Here is a 16,428-nt window from a genome sequence, read left to right on the forward strand (position 1 = left end):
CTCCCCAGAGGGGCGAGGGGAGCCATGTTCCCTCCCCCTTAGAGGTGAGGGGAAATAATCACATAAACTCTACAATATCATCGTTATCCGGCTTGCCGCCGCTGAGCGCTTCATCAAAGTAGTGCTTCGGTACGGTATAGCGCAAACGATCGAGCGCGAACTGCATGCTACGGTCGTCAATCGCGTGGCCCAGATCGTCAACGATATCCAGCGTCACGTCTCCACCTTCGCGAATCAGCGCTTCCTGAGCGGCAACCGCATGCGAGAGCTCAATCACCCGGTCTTCGCCACCGTGGATCAGGTGGATCGTGGTCTGCGTGGTCGCGCTTGTCGGTAACGTCGCAAAACGACCGTTAAACGCAATGACGCGTGACGCCAGACCCGGCTGCGCTTTTACGCTTTCCAGCGACATGATTGACCCCTGCGAGAAGCCAATCAGCGCGGTCGCGTCAGCACCCACGCCGCTCTGCTGCTGCCAGTAGCGGACGACGTCGATAAAGGTGGGCATGATGGCGTCGATGCGAGCCTGACGATTCTCTTCCGTCACGCCCTGAACAGAGAACCACTGGCGTCCGTTCGGACCACATGGCTCTACGCCACCGATGCTGACAATCAATGCTTCCGGAAACACGGGCGCAAACCAGCTGCCAATCTGACCCATATTGACGGCATTATCGCCAACGCCATGAAACAGAAGCAGTAACTGTTTAGCCGGTTTGTCAGGGCTTTGAACAACAAAATGGTCGTGTTTCATGGTGGTCTCCTTAATAGATGACCTGGATTCTACGCCTCCCGACGTGAATGACCATGCCACTTTACTGAAGAAGTCATTGAAAAAATTGCCATTGCAAAATGTCTTCTTTCAACTGCTGGCTACGGAGATAATCAAGACTTTCAATCGCTTGCGCGGTTTCATTTCGCAACGTTGCCAGCAACGCTTTTCGCCCGACGTCTTCCGTTTTTCCGTCCATTTTCCCGCGCAGGGCCGGAAGCGGCATATCCACGGTTAACAACAGCCGCGTCAGTGCGGCAACCGAGGTTGAAAACGCCCGATGAGCAAAAGCAAACCCCGCCAGCTCCAGCCAGTCGTCATTATTAAGGGTAGCTTCCCAGCCGTCTTCCACGGGGATCTTTTCACCGTTCCAGGCCGATAGCACCCGCGCATCGCGCTTCAGACGCTGCTGCGCCTGCTCGCACAGCTGACGCCCGGCCTCGCTCTGCGGCAGCAAGGCCATCGCGGTGAAGCAGCCGCTGCTGGCTTCACGATGGCTGCCCATCCGCACCAGCTCAAACCCACATTGCTGCCAGAAACGCCACAGCTCATCGGTATAACCAAAGCTCACCGACAGATAGTCTTCGCCGCTGGCGCCGCGAACAAGCGCCTGGCCAATCCCTTCCCGCTGACGGTGAGGATGTACGGCAATGCGGGTCACCCGTCGTCCTCTGAGCGTCGCCGCCAGCGGAGAGCCGCCGTGCGCCGCAAGAGACTGCGCCACCAGGTTACCGCGCGGACGCCGGTATCCTGCCCACACGGCGCGGCTAAGCTCAGGGGAGAGCCCGCCCTCCTCCACCAGCCAGAGCGCCCCGGCGATAACCGGATTCGTTTCGGCAACGGCAAACTGCTGCCCGGGCGCGTCCATCATGCGGCGTAAATCGAGCGGCGAGGTGCGATAATGCGCCGCGCAGAGAAGCTCGTATACGCTCGCTGCAAGCGCCGGGCGGCTTTCCCATGCCGTCGGCGTCAGAGACGTTAAACGCACCTCCCCTTCCGGGCGTCGGTCAATCAGCGTATCGTCAAACAGCAGCGCGCTGGCAACAACCCGCTCAAGCGGGCAGCCCGCCGCCCAGCGTACCGGTGTAGATAAGCTGTAGCGCTGCAGCCCGGCAAACCGACCGCAGAATTTAAGCAAGAATCCCCGGCCCGTCCCCTCATATCCCTGCACCGTGGTGGTCAACAGCACGCGAGGGAAACGGGCAACTAGCTTTTCAAGCAGAGGTCCGGGGATCGCAGCGGCTTCATCGACAATTAGCCAGTCAGCCCGGTGTGAAGAGGCAAGCAGCGCGTCCGGGGCCATAAAATGAAAACGCTCTCCGGCAAAGCGGGCGATGATATCCGTCGCCCCCTTCGACGGCGCGGTAACCACGGCGCTGCCCGCAATGCGGTTTAGCAACATGCCCGCCAGGGCTGATTTTCCGCGCCCGCGCGCGGCGGTGACGGCCACGATGCCCTCCGCCATCCCCTGCAGCACATCCAGGATCTCAGCCTGCTCGCGCTGCGGGGCGCCGCTGGCAGGCTGCCAGTCAGGCGCGTCGGGTAAAGGTGGAAGAGATAACGCACGGCCCTGATGCCAGACAATCGCGTCGGGGTCGGCGGCAATCGTCCGGCAGAAATGGCGTACAAAATGCGGAGTGGCTATCGCTTCGGCGCTGTCGCTCCAGCGCAGTGAATCGCTGTCTGGCAACCCGGGCCACGCGTCGAGCGGCGGAACCCGCAGCACCAGAAGGCTTCCGGCGCTCAGCGTTCCGCTCAGGGCGGCAAACGCGGCGACATCAAACCCGGCGCTGGCGTCAAAAACAGCGTGCCGGTACTCGCGTCCCAGCAGGCCGCCGATGGCTTTTGAAGGGTGTTCGTCAAGCCTTACCCAGTCTCCGGGCAAGGCGTCACGCAGGGTCAGCGCCTGGGTTAACGTCCACTGCGCCTCACCGCTGAGCACCACCAGCCGACGATGGCCGGTGCGCTCAAGCTCGCTTATCAGCTCTTCAAACTGCAGCATTACATCGCTTTGCCGAAGGTATTACACTGCGCCGGATCGCCGCTGTCGAAGCCGCGTTTGAACCAGCTATAGCGCTGCTGTGAAGTACCGTGAGTGAAGCTGTCCGGCACAACGCGCCCCTGGCTCTGCTGCTGAAGGCGGTCGTCACCGATAGCCTGAGCGGCATTTAACGCCTCTTCAAGATCGCCGGATTCCAGCACGCCCTGCTGCTGCATGCTGTGGCCCCAGACCCCCGCGAAGCAGTCCGCCTGCAGTTCCATTTTAACGGAAAGGCGGTTCACGTCAGCCTGAGACGCATTTTGCTGAAGCTGGCGCACTTTGGGCTCAATCCCCAGCAGCTTTTGCACGTGATGACCGACTTCATGCGCGATCACGTAGCCCTGGGCAAAATCACCGTCAGCGCCAAGCTTGCGTTTCATGTCATCGTAAAAAGAGAGATCGATATAGACGGTGCCGTCTGCCGGGCAGTAGAACGGCCCCATCACAGATTGCCCGGTACCGCATCCGGTGCGGGTTGCCCCCCGGTACATCACCAGTTTCGGCTGCTGGTAGGTACGCCCCATCTTCTCAAACAGCTGACCCCAGGTGTCTTCTGTTGTGGCGAGAATAACGGAGGTAAATTTGGCCGCTTCATCTTCATTCGGGCTGATGGAGCGCTGAGAATGCTCCTGCTGCTGCAGCGGCTGACCGGTCATCAACCCGGTGAGGTCAACGCCGTAATACCCCGCAACCAGCACGACAATCAGCAGGATTATCCCGCCCTTGCCGCTGGGTAACCGGAAGCCGGGCCCTCCCATTGAAGGACCGCCGCCGCCATCACTGCGTCTGTCTTCTACATTGTCACTTTCACGACGCCCTTGCCAGCGCATAACCACCTCGAACTATTCCATTTATAATAGCTATGATCGTAGGCGGTTAACGGCAAGATTACCATAGGAAACAAGGGTAAGACGCCAAAGGATGGGAACATCCTTTGGCAAGTGAGGGAGTTAGTCGAGCTTAACGCCTAAACGGTGAGCAACCGCTTCGTACGCTTCAATCAGGCCACCCAGGCTCTGACGGAAACGGTCTTTGTCCATTTTATCCAGGGTTTCTTTATCCCACAGGCGGCTACCGTCTGGTGAGAACTCATCGCCCAGCACCACTTCGCCTTTGAACAGACCAAACTCCAGCTTGAAGTCGACGAGGATCAGGCCCGCGTCATCAAACAGTTTTTTCAGCACATCGTTGGCTTTGTAGGTCAGCTCCTGCATACGCGCCAGGTTCTCTTTGCTCACCCAGCCGAAGGTTTCGCAGTAGGATTCGTTGACCATCGGGTCGTGCATGGCATCGTTTTTCAGGAACAGGTCGAACAGCGGTGGATTCAGTTCGATACCTTCTTCAATGCCCAGACGCTTCACCAGGGAGCCCGCCGCACGGTTACGAATAACGCACTCAACCGGAACCATATCCAGTTTTTTCACCAGACATTCCGTATCGGACAGCAACGCTTCCATCTGGGTCGGGATGCCCGCTTCGGCCAGTTTGGTCATAATGAAGTGGTTGAACTTGTTGTTCACCATGCCTTTACGATCGAACTGCTCAATGCGTGCGCCATCCCCTGCTGACGTATCATTGCGGAACTCGAGCACCAACAGATCCGGGTTTTCCGTGCTGTATACGGTCTTCGCTTTGCCACGATACAACTCAGCTTGCTTCTGCATCTTCATTACTCCTGGTGTGATGATTTGTGTTCAAAACTGGGGATATTATGCCACGCACACGTTTGCGTAGCACTAAAATAAAAAGGGCTGGATTCACCAGCCCTCGTATTTATTTGCTGAATGCTGCCTGGAAGACAGCGACCAGCGCATCGTTCTGCGACTGGGTCAGCGTATGACCTTTTGGATCGATAAACTGCAGACTGCTGCGGTTATCAAGGTCGCCTACCTGAATCTTGTAGTCACCGGAGGCAAGCTGAGGATCTTTCGCGCCCAGTTCCTGCCATGCGCTGTCGGAGAGCGGCTTATACGTTGCCGTCATGCTGCCGGTTGAACGCGTGCTGTCGGTCACTTTCATGCCCACTTTTTCCAGCGTCGCTGGCAGACGCTGCCAGGTCTGGTTAAACGGTGCACGCACCACCAGCATTGGCAGGCCGGTATCATCCGCACCGCTTTGCACATCGAAGGTCGCGCCGTTGCGGCTCTGCGCGGCGTTGGCGGCATCGGTAGCGGTCTTATCCAGACCCGCGGCAATCACGTTCAGCATTTCGGTGCTGTAACGCTGCAGGGACGCGGCATCCGCAACCGGTTTACCCGCCTGCTCCAGGTTCAACAACTTAACGTTAACCGCCTGCTGGTAACCCTGTGGTTTAACGGAGACTTGATAACGACCGCGGTACTGCTGGTCTTCATCCAGGCGGTTCCATTCGATCCAGTCGGTGGTTAACGTCTGGCTGGCGTCATCGCGTTTATCGATGGTGTAGTTCTTCGACTGAATGACGCTGACAACCTGCGGCCACAGCGTGCTACCGCGCGCGCTCTCAACCATCAGAGACGCCGTATCACCGGTGAACTGGGTACGCGCCCCGCTGACCAGCGCCAGAGGCTGTGCTGGCGGACGAATATCAAGCGCTTTACCGACCAGGCCGCTGCCGTTGGTCACGGGAATATTATAATCGCCGTTCTGAATCGGCAGGATCATACCAGCCGGTGCGTGAAGTTCAGCAAGCGGGGTCGCATCCAGATAGGACTCATCACCGCTCACCTGGCGCTTGTAGCGCGAATCTGAACTACAGGCAGCGAGCAGCATAACAAGCGAAACACTCGCAACCTTCGCCAGGCGCGACTTCTGTACTGAATAAGCCATCAAATCTCCCTAAACTCTACAGCAAACCGGCATGCTTCAGCGCCGCCCTGACGATGTCACGACCGTGGTCGGTAATCGGTGTCATTGGCAGACGCAGCGTATCGGTTGCTACAAGCCCCAACTCCTTACATGCCCATTTCACTGGGATCGGATTGGGTTCGACAAATAATTTATTGTGCAGCGGCATCAGACGCTGATTAATGACGCGCGCTTCATCAAAGTGACCGGCTGCGGCCAGTTTGCACATTTCAGCCATATCGCGCGCCGCAACGTTTGACGTTACGGAGATCACGCCATGACCACCGAGCTGCATAAAGTCCAGCGCGGTCGCATCATCACCACTCAACAGGATAAAGTCGTCTGAAACCAGCTCTTTGATCTGATGAACGCGGCTTAAGTTCCCTGTCGCCTCTTTAATACCGATAATATTTTTTACTTCCGAGAGACGACCAACGGTTTCCGGCAGCATATCGCAACCGGTACGGGACGGCACATTATACAGAATTTGTGGCAAGTCAGTATGTTCAGCGATGGCTTTGAAGTGCTGGAACAAACCTTCCTGAGTAGGACGGTTGTAATAAGGGGTCACCGTCAGACAGCCCACGATGCCGCTGTCGTTAAAACGCTTGGTCAGGCTGATAGCTTCTGCGGTTGCATTAGCCCCTGTCCCCGCGATGACCGGAATACGTCCGTCCGCCAGTTCCAGGGTCAGCATCACCACATCGCCGTGCTCGTCGTGGCTCAGCGTTGCGGATTCACCGGTAGTCCCTACCGAAACGATCGCCGAGGTTCCGTTGGCGACATGGTAATCAATGAGCTTCTTCATGCTTGACCGGCAGACATTACCTTTTTCATCCATCGGTGTAACAAGCGCGACAATACTTCCCGTGAACATGAGCCATCCTCTGTGCGAACAAGAGCCTCAATGTTACGTTTGGAACTGTAATAAAAGCAAGCGACCTGAGGCTCGCAGGCGGTTGTATGCATGTTTTTTTTATGCTTTCCTTAGGAAGACTTAACCATGCAAAGGAAGAACAGGTTTGACAACCTCATCACAACATTACCTGGTTATCACTGCGCTGGGTGCCGACAGGCCGGGTATCGTGAACACCATCACCCGTCACGTAAGCAGCTGCGGCTGTAATATCGAAGACAGCCGTCTGGCGATGCTTGGCGAAGAGTTCACATTTATTATGTTGCTTTCCGGGACATGGAACGCCATTACGTTGATTGAATCGACCCTGCCGCTGAAGGGGGCCGAACTGGATTTGCTGATTGTCATGAAGCGCACCACCGCGCGTCCGCGTCCGGCACTGCCTTCTACCGTCTGGGTGCAGGTTGAAGTGCCTGATTCACCGCATCTGATTGAGCGTTTCACCGCGCTTTTTGACAATCATCAGATGAATATTGCCGAACTGGTTTCCCGTACGCAGACAAGCGATGACCATGGTCTTCCGGTGCTGTTTATTCAAATTACCGCGCACAGCCCTGCCTCACAGGATGCGTCAAATATCGAGCAAGCGTTCAAAGCCCTCTGTACAGAATTAAACGCGCAGGGCAGTATAAGCGTCGTCAATTATTCGCAGCACGAACAGGATGGAGTTGAGTAATGAACCCACTGAAAGCCGGTGACATCGCACCGAAATTTAGCTTACCGGATCAAGACGGCGAGCAAGTAAATTTGACCGACTTCCAGGGACAGCGTGTTCTGGTCTATTTCTACCCGAAAGCCATGACCCCCGGCTGCACCGTACAGGCCTGCGGCTTACGCGACAACATGGACGAGTTGAAAAAAGTCGGTGTGGAAGTGCTGGGTATCAGCACGGATAAACCAGAAAAGCTGTCACGATTTGCTGAAAAAGAGCTGCTGAACTTCACGCTGCTTTCTGATGAAGATCATCAGGTGTGCGAGCAGTTCGGCGTCTGGGGCGAGAAGACGTTTATGGGTAAAACCTACGACGGCATTCACCGCATCAGCTTCCTGATTGACGCTGACGGTAAAGTTGAACATGTGTTTGACGACTTCAAAACCAGCAACCACCACGACGTGGTGTTGAACTGGCTGAAAGCAAGCGCCTGATAAACAGCAAAACGGCAACCCAGGTTGCCGTTTTTAATGTTTTCCCCCTCTCCCCGTGGGAGAGGGTCGGAGTGAGGGCATCAGGCCGCACAAAAACTACTTCTCTTCCACCGCCGGCACATCCGGCCACGCGTGGACCACGGCCTTAATCAGCGTCGCCAGCGGAATCGCAAAGAACACGCCCCAGAATCCCCACAGCCCGCCGAAAATCACCACGGACAAGATAATCACCAGCGGATGCAGGTTCACCGCTTCGGAGAACAGCACCGGTACCAGCAGGTTACCGTCCAGGCCCTGAATAATCAGGTACACCGCAAAGCAGCTCCAGAACTCTGTCCCCAGCCCAAACTGGAACAGCGCGACCCCAACAACCGGAATGGTCACCACAAACGCGCCGATGTATGGAATCAGGACCGACAGCCCCACCAGCACCGCCAGCAGCAGCGAGTAGTTCAGGCCGAAAATCAGGAAGCCAATCCAGGTGGCGACCCCCACGACAATCATCTCCAGCACCTTGCCGCGAATGTAGTTGGTGATCTGCTGGTTCATCTCTTCCCAGACCTGCCCTGCCAGCCCGCGGTTGCGCGGCAGAATACGGCGCACGGCGTTGAGCATCTGATCTTTATCTTTCACCAGGAAGAAAACCATCAGCGGCACGAGCACAAGGTAAACCGCCAGCGTCAGCAGTCCGACCAGCGAGGCCAGAGAGTACTTCACCACCGAATCGCCCATCGTCATGATGCGGGCGCGCATATTTTCGGCCATCGCGTCAATAATCCCGGCATCCATCAGGGCCGGGTAACGGCGCGGCAGCGTGGCGGCAAAATCAGACAGCTTGTTCAACATGCCGGGCATGTCGCGGATCAGGTTAATTCCCTGCTGCCAGGCGACCGGCATCACCACAAAGGCCATTAGCAGCAGGATGCCGACAAACAGCACCAGCACGATGCTGGTCGCCCAGCGGCGGGAACAGCCGATGTGTTCCAGGCGCGCCGTCGGCCACTCCAGCAGGTATGCCAGCACAATCGCAACCAGCAGTGGCGCGAGCAGGCCGCTGAAGAAGAACAGAATACCGAACCCGGCAACCAGAATAACCAACAAAGCAATGGCTTCCGGGTCGCTGAACCGACGCCGGTACCACTGCATTAACATTTCGAGCATACAACCCTTCCCTGAATCGAATGGCGGGAGTGAGACGGTGAATTGTATCTAACTGTCACAAAAAAGACTTTCGCTTTTTGTATCCCGATCGCAATCCGCAAAAGCCTGATGAATGGGATTTTCTTCATGCCGTAACACGGCTACACTCGCAGAGCAGCAGAGATGAACGTTATGCCGGTTCATCGGTCAAATTAGCACATCCAACATACAGGACAGTGGTTATGTTCAGGCAGTTGAGAAAAACACTGGTTGCAACACTGATTGCCGCGGTGACGGTCGGTCAGGTGTTGCCCGCTTTTGCTGACTCGTCCGATTCATTGCCGGACATGGGCACCACAGCAGGAAGCACGCTCTCTATTGGGCAAGAGATGCAAATGGGGGATTACTATGTTCGCCAACTGCGCGGTAGCGCCCCGCTGATCAACGATCCTTTGCTGGTACAGTACATTAACGGGCTGGGGATGCGTCTGGTTTCGCACGCCGACTCGGTAAAAACGCCCTTCCATTTCTATTTAATCAATAATGACGAAATCAACGCCTTCGCCTTCTTTGGCGGAAACGTGGTGCTGCATTCGGCGTTATTCCGTTATTCCGACAACGAAAGCCAGCTGGCCTCGGTAATGGCGCACGAAATTTCGCACGTCACCCAGCGTCACCTGGCGCGCGCCATGGAAGACCAGAAACGTAACGCCCCCCTCACCTGGGTGGGCGCACTGGGCTCCATTCTGCTGGCGATGGCCAGCCCGCAGGCCGGGATGGCGGCCCTGACCGGTACGCTGGCGGGAACGCGCCAGGGGATGATCAGCTTTACCCAGCAAAACGAACAGGAAGCGGACCGCATCGGGATTCAGGTGCTGCAGCGTTCGGGCTTTGACCCGCAGGCCATGCCGAGCTTCCTCGAAAAACTGCTCGATCAGGCGCGTTACTCTTCCCGTCCGCCGGAAATTCTGCTGACCCACCCGCTGCCGGAAAGTCGCCTGTCGGACGCGCGTAACCGTGCCAACCAGATGCGTCCGGTGGTGGTCCAGTCTTCGCAGGATTTCTACATGGCGAAGGTGAGAACGCTTGGGATGTACAACTCCGGGCGTAACCAGCTCACCAGCGATCTGCTGGATACCCTGGCGAAAGGCAACGTGCGTGAGAAAAACGCCGCGCAGTATGGTCAGGCGCTCCAGGCGATGGAAGCCAGCAAATACGACGAGGCGCGCAAAGCGCTGCAACCGCTTCTGGCTGCAGACCCGAACAACCCGTGGTACCTCGATCTGTCGACGGATATCGATCTGGGCCAGAAGAAAACGGCCGATGCGATCAACCGTCTGAAGGGGGCGAAAGACGTCCGTACCAACCCGGTGCTGCAGCTTAACCTGGCGAACGCTTACTTACAGGGCGGTCAGCCTGGCGAAGCGGCGACCATTCTGAACCGCTATACCTTTAACAATAAAGACGATCAAAACGGCTGGGATCTGCTCGCTCAGGCGGAAGCCCAGCTCGGCAACCGCGATCAGGAGCTGGCGGCGCGTGCCGAAGGTTTTGCCCTGGTGGGCCGCCTCGATCAGGCGATTTCCACGCTCAGCAGCGCCAGCGCGCAGGTCAAACTCGGCAGCCTCCAGCAGGCCCGTTACGACGCGCGTATCGATCAGCTGCGCGGCCTGCAGCAGCGCTTTAAGCCGTACGAGAAGATGTAATAAAGGAGAATTCACGTCATGACAGACGCCGTAAAAATTTATCACAACCCTCGCTGCTCCAAGAGCCGCGATACCCTGAGCCTGCTGAAGTCTAACGGCGTTGAGCCGGAAGTCGTGCTGTACCTCGACACCCCACCTGACGCGCAAACCCTCCGCCAGCTGCTGCACATGCTGGGAATGGGCAGTGCAAGAGAGCTGATGCGTCAGAAAGAAGATCTGTATAAGTCGCTTAACCTGGATGACAGCCGTCTCACCGAGGCTGAGCTGATCCAGGCGATGGTTGAAAATCCAAAGCTGATTGAGCGCCCGATAGTGGTGGCGAACGGCCAGGCGCGCATTGGACGCCCGCCGGAAGACGTGCTCGAGATCCTCTAGTCCTTATGCCGCAGCGCTTCCAGAAAGGCCTGCGGCGTACTCTCTCCCAGCTTTTTCTGCGCTTTTCCCCGGTTGTAAAATTCGCACAGCTGGATCAACAGCTCGCCTGCCGGTTCACTGTTCAGACGTGGGATGATTTCACATAGCGGTAGATCAACCTGAACGGCGCGGTATTGCTGTGGATGCACCGTTACGGTGGTATTACGCTCCTCAAGCTTCACCTCGAAACCAAAAGTCTCAACAGATTGAATATCAGCCGGACAGGCTGCCAGCGCGTCATTCGTCCAGTGGGCCAGCAGCTGCGGAGAAATGCCCGCGTACAGCCGGGCGTAGCACCAGCCGCTCACGGGTTCACGCGCCCAGAGCAGATGCTGTTCCCCGCCATCGTCCATATGCAGCGACAGAGGCTGATGATGTAACAGGAGTTTTTGCGGCACGATACCTGCCTTCAGCGCCTTTTTTCCCTGCAACGTCGCGCCCTTCTGCTTTATCGAAGCCGGTTTGAGATAGCGGTTCAGGGTCGCGCGGGACACGGCGATCCCGAGTCCGCTATTGACCATCTGCAGCAGGTCGTCCAGCGGGGCGCCAGTGATATCCCGCAGGGCATTGACCAGCGCAACCTGCTCCTGTCTCAATGCTTTGTGTATCACTTTTGGCGTCGTGTGATTATCCGAAACCTGCTCGCGGTTGCGCCAGCGCCTGACGGTAGTGACCGAAATACCCAGCTCCGTGGCCAGCTCCCTGTCGCTTTTATCTGACTGCTGTAGATAGCGACGGATGCGCGGCGTCGTGGTGGCATTAGCATGCAGTTTAATTTCCATCGCAGGATCCTCGGAACCAATCTTATGAGATTTATACTACACCAGCGATTGCTTTGTGACCGATTTCACCTTTCGCTCGCCGCGCTTCACTGATAATCCCCAGACATAACACAAACAACACCCCTCAATCTTGTACGGAGTTCACAATGAACAATGTTCTGGGATTTCTTGAAGCAAAACTGATGCCGCTGGCGGCCAAAACGGCCCAGCAGCGTCATCTCGGGGCCATTCGCGGCGCCTACGTGTCATTCATGCCGTTTATCATCGTCGGCTCTATTCTGCTGGTGATCTCGTCGTTCCCGAATCAAGCCTATCAGCAGTTTATGTCTCAGGCCTTTGGTGAGAGCTGGAGCGCCATTATTGAAATCCCGTTCAACGCGGTCTTCTCCACCATGTCGCTGTTCATCAGCTTCCTGGTGGCCTTCCGCCTGGCGGAACACTACGGTGAAGACCGCATCTCCTGCGGTATCCTGGCGCTGGTCGCCTTTCTCATCCTGACGCCCTTTATCAAAGTGGCGGAAAACGGCGGTATTACCGTCATTCCGGTGGAGTGGATTGGCAGCAAAGGGCTGTTCGTGGCGATGATCGGTTCCCTGCTGTGGACGGAACTGTTCTGCTGGCTCAAGCGCAAAAAACTGGTGATCAAAATGCCGGACGGCGTGCCTCCGGCGGTGCAGGAGTCGTTCGCCGCGCTGATCCCGGCCCTGCTGGTGATGATTCTGGTGCTCGGTATCCGCATCGTGTTTGAAAACACCCACTACAACACCATCCACCAGTTTATTTACGAAGTGGTTGCCACGCCGGTGCGCCACTACGGCACCTCTTACTTTGGCGCGCTGATGACGGTGTTCAGCATCACCATTCTGTGGTCAGTGGGCATTAACTCCGGCTCGATGATCAACGGCATCATTCGCCCGCTGTGGATGGAGAACCAGACCGACAACATCGCCGCGATTCAGGCAGGCACGACGCCGCCGCACATTATCACCGAACAGTTTTTTGACATGATCTGGATGGGCGGCGCGGGGGCCACGCTGTCGCTGGTGATTGCGATGCTGATTTTCGCCCGCAGCAAAAACATGCGTGAAGTGGCGCGCCTCGGCGCCGGGGCATCGGTGTTTAACATCAACGAACCGATCCTGTTTGGCCTGCCGGTGATTATGAACCCGATAATGCTTATCCCGTTCAACCTGGTGCCGCTGGTGCTGGTCACCGTGCAGTATGCGGCGATGAAGATTGGCGCGGTTGCCGTCACCACCGGGGTGTTTATTCCCTGGACGCTGCCGCCGGTTATCAGCGGCTTTATCGTTACCGGACACCTGAGCGGCAGCGTCATGCAGCTTATCAACCTGCTGATTGGCGCCATGCTGTACCTGCCTTTTATGCGTATCGTGGACAAACAGTACCGCGCGGCGGAAATGGCCACCGTTACGCAAACCGACACCACCCTTGCAAAACAGGAGTAAAGCATGTGGGGAATTATCGCGACCTGGAGAATGGCGCTTGAAGGCGTTACGGAGTCTGCGTCTGCGCTGGCTGCGGGTAAACCGGTCTCTGCAGCGGTGGTGGATGCCGTCGCCGCCGTCGAAGACTTTCCGTTTTATAAATCCGTCGGCTACGGCGGGCTGCCCACCGAAAATGGCGAAGTGGAGCTGGACGCCGCCTACATGGACGGCGATACGCTGGCGTTTGGCGCCGTGGGCAACCTGGTGGATATCGCCAACCCGGTGCGCGTGGCGCATGCGTTAAGCCGCCAGCGCTACAACAGCCTGCTGGTCGGCCAGGGTGCGCGGGAATGGGCGCTGAGCCAGGGCTTTGCCGACAAAACTATGCTCACTGACCGCGCCATGCAGCACTACCGCAAACGCTGCCGCGAAACGCTGGATAAGGGCTTAAGCCCTTACGACGGGCATGACACCGTCGGCATTATCGGCCTTGATAAACAAGGGTCAATGAGCGTCGCCACCTCCACCAGCGGCCTGTTCATGAAAAAACGCGGTCGACTCGGGGATTCACCCATTATTGGTTCCGGCTTTTACTGCGACAGTGAAACCGGCGCGGCCACCGCAACGGGCGTCGGTGAAGATCTGATGAAAGGCTGCACCAGCTACGAAATTGTCCGCCGCATGGCGCAGGGTATGACGCCCCAGCAGGCGGCGGATTCGGTGGTGTTCGAGCTGGAAGACAAGCTGATGTCGCGCTTTGGCCGCGCGGGCGATCTTTCCGTGGTGTGCATGAACAACAGGGGCGAATTCGGGGCCGCCACCAACATAAAAACCTTCTCGTTTGTGGTGGCGACGGCTCGCCAGCCCCTCATCGTTTTTCGTACTGAACGCCTGCGGGAGAAAACGCATTATCACGCCGTAGACGATGAGTGGATGCAGGCCTATGCCGCGCGGATCCGCGCGCCGATTGAGGAGTCATAATGATCACGTATCAGTTTATCACCGCGCTTTCTGACGCGGCTCCGCAAAGCCATTTGATTGCGTCCGCCTCCTGTACGCATTTGCCCGAAACGGCGCTTGTCGCGGAAATGCGCGAGTCTGCCAGCATCGCTGACACCCGCTTTGGCTGCGCCCCGTTTGCCCGGATCACTCTGCTGCCGGATGCCCTCTGGCAGGATAGCCTGACCGAAGGATTGCTGACGGCGCTTCGCCCGCTGCTGGCCTCGCCCGTCAGCCTCGGGCTGATACTGGACGTTACCGATATCAACGATGTGGTGCTGGCGCAGGTGCTGCGCTTTCTCTTTAATCAGGCGCACAGGCTGAGCGACCTGAAGCTGAAGAAAACGGATGAATCGGCGGTGCGCCTTACGCGCATCACCGCCCTCTGCCTGCCGGAACAGCAGGCAAAACTGGAGGGTGTCTTCCGCCAGCAGCAGGCCATCGCCCGCGGCATGGTCGCGGCGCGACGTCTGGCGGATATGCCGTCCGACCGCTGCACGCCGCAGTTTGTAGTGGAAGAGGCGCAAAGGCTCTGTGCCGCCTTCCCCGCTCTGCGCTGCGAAGTGCTGAACGAAAAGGCTATTGCTGAGCAGGGTCTGGGGCTGCTGCACGCCGTTGGCAAAGGGGCGACCTGTCCGCCGCGCCTGCTGGCGATCCATTATAACGGCGTCAACGACGGCCCGGTGCGCTGCTATGTGGGAAAAGGCATAACCTTCGATACCGGCGGCCTGTGGCTGAAGGAAGGCGCGGGCATGTACACCATGAAATACGACATGTGCGGTGCGGCTAACGTGCTAGGCCTGATGCTGACCGTGGCAGAGCTGGCGCTGCCCGTACGCATCATGGGCGTGCTGGCGCTGGCGGAAAACGCCATCGGCCCGGACGCCATGCAGCCCGGCACGGTGGCGACGGCCTGCAATGGCACCACGGTTGAAATCAACAACACCGATGCCGAAGGCCGACTGGTGCTGGCGGACGCCATCGCCTGGGCCAGCCTTCGTCATCCGCAGGCGCGCTATATTATTGATATGGCGACCTTAACCGGTGCGGTCGTGAAGGCGCTGGGGTATGAGCTGAGCGGGCTGATGACGCAGGATGAACCGCTGCGTGCGGCGCTGACGCTGGCGGGTAAGCAAAGTGGCGATGAAGTGTGGTCCCTGCCGCTGGATGCGCGGCTGAAAAAACAGACCGACAGCGCCATCGCCGATCTGTGCAACACGCCGACCAACAATGCGGCAATCAGCGCGTCGGCGGCGTGGCTGCTGCACCACTTTTGCCCGCCGACCATTCCGTGGGCGCATCTGGATATCAGCGGTACGGCGCTGTGGCGAGAGAGCGGCAGGAGCGTGGCATCGGGAAGACCAATTCCACTTTTGGTTGAACACCTGCTGGGGGATGTCTAGTTTTCGTAGGCCGGGTAAGGCGCAGCCGCCACCCGGCACAACTACAGCTTGAGAATATCTTTGACAAACGGAATGGTCAGCTTGCGCTGGGCGGTAATGGAGGCGCGATCGAGCTGATCGAGCGTGTCAAACAGCGTGCGCATTTCGCGATCCAGCCGCTTGAGCAGGAAGCGCCCCACGTCCTCCGGCAGCTCAAACCCGCGCTGCTTTGCGCGCAGCTGTAACGCCTGAAGCTTATCTTCATCCGACAGCGGCTGGAGCTTGTAGATTTGCCCCCAGTCCAGACGAGATGCCAGATCCGGCAGCCCCAGATTGAGCTGTCTCGGCGGACGATCGCCGGTGATCAGCAGCCGGGTTTTGCCCGACTCCAGAATGCGGTTGTAGAGGTTAAAGATCGCCATTTCCCACGGCTCGTCCCCCGCCACGCATTCGATATTATCGATGCAGACCAGCGAGAGATGTTCCATTCCCTCCAGCACCTCAGGCACGAACCAGGTACGTTTATCCAGCGGCACGTAGCCTACTGCATCACCGCGCGCCGAAAGCTCCGCGCAGGCGGCATGCAGCAGATGGCTGCGCCCCGCGCCTTCACGTGACCAGATATAGATGTATCCGCTGTGATCCTGGCGCAGCACGTTTTGCAGTGCAGCCAGTAAAGAGGGGTTATCACCCGGCCAGAAACTCGCGAAAGTTTCGTCGTCAGGGAGATAGAGTGGCAGAGAGAGCTGTGCCGGTCCGTTCAGAAATACCTCAACCAGAGATCCTACGTAAAATCGGAATGGAGTTTAACACGGAACCTGCAAGGAGAGAACCGGGCGATCCCTCGCCCGACTTTTCG

General features: G+C 57.7%; 16 protein-coding genes. 7 read left to right on the forward strand and 9 right to left on the reverse strand.

The features are described from left to right. Nucleotides 1–58: 58 nt before the first annotated feature. From ypfH to dapA, 6 genes are all read right to left on the reverse strand, one after another. Nucleotides 59–754: an esterase gene (ypfH, locus tag IM317_RS12875; RefSeq protein WP_033146166.1), complete on the reverse strand. Its 696-nt coding sequence runs from the start codon at nucleotides 752–754 to the stop codon at nucleotides 59–61. A 73-nt stretch (nucleotides 755–827) separates the two neighbouring features. Continuing rightward, entirely contained in the window at nucleotides 828–2,774 is a 1,947-nt protein-coding gene (locus IM317_RS12880) for a tRNA(Met) cytidine acetyltransferase TmcA (protein ID WP_033146167.1), read from the reverse strand. Next, nucleotides 2,774–3,643: a neutral zinc metallopeptidase gene (locus IM317_RS12885; RefSeq protein ID WP_033146168.1), complete on the reverse strand. Its 870-nt coding sequence runs from the start codon at nucleotides 3,641–3,643 to the stop codon at nucleotides 2,774–2,776. The genes IM317_RS12880 and IM317_RS12885 overlap by 1 nt, the downstream gene beginning before the upstream one ends. A gap of 120 nt (nucleotides 3,644–3,763) precedes the next feature. Beyond that, on the reverse strand, nucleotides 3,764–4,477 hold the full coding sequence (purC, locus tag IM317_RS12890; protein ID WP_023332985.1) for a phosphoribosylaminoimidazolesuccinocarboxamide synthase: 714 nt from the start codon (nucleotides 4,475–4,477) through the stop codon (nucleotides 3,764–3,766). A gap of 109 nt (nucleotides 4,478–4,586) precedes the next feature. Next, nucleotides 4,587–5,621, reverse strand: coding sequence for an outer membrane protein assembly factor BamC (gene bamC / locus IM317_RS12895; RefSeq protein ID WP_033146169.1), 1,035 nt, complete (start codon nucleotides 5,619–5,621; stop codon nucleotides 4,587–4,589). A 16-nt stretch (nucleotides 5,622–5,637) separates the two neighbouring features. Then, nucleotides 5,638–6,516 (reverse strand): 4-hydroxy-tetrahydrodipicolinate synthase, encoded by an 879-nt coding sequence (gene dapA, locus IM317_RS12900; protein WP_033146170.1) that lies wholly within the window; start codon nucleotides 6,514–6,516, stop codon nucleotides 5,638–5,640. Between the two features lie 145 nt (nucleotides 6,517–6,661). Between dapA and IM317_RS12905 the strand changes: the two genes are divergently transcribed. Together IM317_RS12905 and bcp are read left to right on the forward strand one after the other, a co-directional pair. Next, nucleotides 6,662–7,231: a glycine cleavage system transcriptional repressor gene (locus tag IM317_RS12905; protein WP_033146171.1), complete on the forward strand. Its 570-nt coding sequence runs from the start codon at nucleotides 6,662–6,664 to the stop codon at nucleotides 7,229–7,231. After that, the gene (bcp, locus tag IM317_RS12910; RefSeq protein WP_032659360.1) at nucleotides 7,231–7,701 is read left to right on the forward strand and encodes a thioredoxin-dependent thiol peroxidase; all 471 of its coding nucleotides are present in this window, start codon (nucleotides 7,231–7,233) and stop codon (nucleotides 7,699–7,701) included. Before IM317_RS12905 ends, bcp begins: the two co-directional genes overlap by 1 nt. A gap of 96 nt (nucleotides 7,702–7,797) precedes the next feature. Here the strand turns inward: bcp and IM317_RS12915 are convergent, their stop codons facing one another. Then, complete coding sequence (locus tag IM317_RS12915) at nucleotides 7,798–8,862, reverse strand: AI-2E family transporter (protein WP_033146172.1); 1,065 nt, start codon at nucleotides 8,860–8,862, stop codon at nucleotides 7,798–7,800. Nucleotides 8,863–9,083: 221 nt separating this feature from the next. On the opposite strand from IM317_RS12915, the gene bepA reads away from it, so the two are divergent. Further along, a complete protein-coding gene (bepA, locus tag IM317_RS12920; protein ID WP_033146173.1) occupies nucleotides 9,084–10,547 on the forward strand; it encodes a beta-barrel assembly-enhancing protease in 1,464 nt (487 codons plus the stop codon). Nucleotides 10,548–10,565: 18 nt separating this feature from the next. After that, complete coding sequence (arsC, locus tag IM317_RS12925) at nucleotides 10,566–10,922, forward strand: arsenate reductase (glutaredoxin) (protein WP_023308762.1); 357 nt, start codon at nucleotides 10,566–10,568, stop codon at nucleotides 10,920–10,922. On the opposite strand, the gene IM317_RS12930 is transcribed toward arsC, so the two are convergent. Beyond that, entirely contained in the window at nucleotides 10,919–11,743 is an 825-nt protein-coding gene (locus tag IM317_RS12930) for a helix-turn-helix domain-containing protein (RefSeq protein WP_033146174.1), read from the reverse strand. The genes arsC and IM317_RS12930 overlap by 4 nt on opposite strands. Before the next feature lie 146 nt (nucleotides 11,744–11,889). Between IM317_RS12930 and celB the strand changes: the two genes are divergently transcribed. From celB to IM317_RS12945, 3 genes are read left to right on the forward strand one after another with little or no spacing between them, the layout of a single operon-like run. Further along, complete coding sequence (gene celB / locus IM317_RS12935; protein WP_024907562.1) at nucleotides 11,890–13,209, forward strand: PTS cellobiose transporter subunit IIC; 1,320 nt, start codon at nucleotides 11,890–11,892, stop codon at nucleotides 13,207–13,209. 3 nt (nucleotides 13,210–13,212) lie between these two features. Next, nucleotides 13,213–14,169, forward strand: a complete 957-nt coding sequence (locus IM317_RS12940; RefSeq protein WP_033146175.1) for a N(4)-(beta-N-acetylglucosaminyl)-L-asparaginase — start codon at nucleotides 13,213–13,215, stop codon at nucleotides 14,167–14,169. Further along, the gene (locus IM317_RS12945) at nucleotides 14,169–15,590 is read left to right on the forward strand and encodes a M17 family metallopeptidase (protein ID WP_033146176.1); all 1,422 of its coding nucleotides are present in this window, start codon (nucleotides 14,169–14,171) and stop codon (nucleotides 15,588–15,590) included. The genes IM317_RS12940 and IM317_RS12945 overlap by 1 nt, the downstream gene beginning before the upstream one ends. A 41-nt stretch (nucleotides 15,591–15,631) precedes the next feature. Here IM317_RS12945 and IM317_RS12950 read toward each other — a convergent pair whose 3' ends face one another. Further along, a complete protein-coding gene (locus IM317_RS12950; RefSeq protein WP_211438414.1) occupies nucleotides 15,632–16,333 on the reverse strand; it encodes a DnaA inactivator Hda in 702 nt (233 codons plus the stop codon). Nucleotides 16,334–16,428 lie beyond the last annotated feature (95 nt).

This window comes from Enterobacter cloacae complex sp. S3 (assembly GCF_014930495.1).
In the GTDB taxonomy this organism is placed as follows: Bacteria; Pseudomonadota; Gammaproteobacteria; order Enterobacterales; family Enterobacteriaceae; genus Enterobacter; species Enterobacter asburiae_B.